The following is a 926-nucleotide window of genomic DNA, read 5'->3' as shown; positions in this document are numbered from 1 at the left end:
TTCGGCCGGGCCATCACCTATGTGCGCGTCTCGGTGACGGACCGCTGCGACTTCCGCTGCGTGTACTGCATGTCCGAGGACATGGCCTTCCTGCCCAAGCGCGACCTGCTGACCCTGGAGGAGCTCGACCGCATCTGCTCCGCCTTCGTGGCCAATGGGGTGCGCAAGCTGCGGATCACCGGCGGCGAACCTCTGGTGCGCCGGGACATCATGACCCTCTTCGGCTCCCTGTCCCGCCATCTGGACTCGGGCGCCCTCGACGAGCTGACGGTCACCACCAACGGCTCGCAGCTCGCCCGGCATGCGAAGGATCTCGTGGCCTGCGGGGTCAGGCGCATCAACGTCTCCCTCGACACCCTCGATCCGGACAAGTTCCGCGCCATCACCCGCTGGGGCGATCTCGCCAAGGTGATGCACGGGCTCGATGCCGCTCAAGCGGCGGGGCTGCAGGTCAAGATCAACGCCGTTGCGCTCAAGGGCGTGAACGAGGACGAGCTGGAAGCCCTGCTCGAATGGGCCCATGGCCGCGGCATGGACCTGACGCTGATCGAGGTGATGCCGCTGGGAGAGATCGACGGCCAGCGCATCGACCAGTTCCTTCCCCTCTCCATGGTCCGCGCCCGCCTTGCGGCGCAATACACGCTGGAAGACCTCGCCGACCGCACCGGGGGACCTGCCCGCTACGTGCGGGTGCAGGAGACCGGTGGGCGGCTCGGCTTCATTACGCCGATGACTCATAATTTCTGCGAAAGCTGCAATCGGGTGCGGGTGACCTGCACGGGCCAGCTCTTCATGTGCCTCGGCCAGGAGGATGCCGCCGATCTCCGGACGCCGGTGCGGGCCTCGGAGAGCAACAACATGCTCGACCAGGCCATCGTCGAGGCCATTGCGCGCAAGCCCAAGGGGCACGACTTCATCATCGACCG

Annotated in this window: 1 protein-coding gene; it reads left to right on the top strand. The window is 66.6% G+C overall.

Annotated elements, in window-relative coordinates; genetic code table 11:
* On the top strand, positions 1-926 hold a 926-nt coding region (moaA, locus tag AC0QTX_RS27490; protein WP_474606962.1), incomplete at both ends, for a GTP 3',8-cyclase MoaA.

It is taken from the genome of Microvirga sp. jy35 (assembly GCF_056148915.1).
Note: the sequence above shows the minus strand (reverse complement) of the source record. Positions and strands in the feature narration are given on the sequence as shown.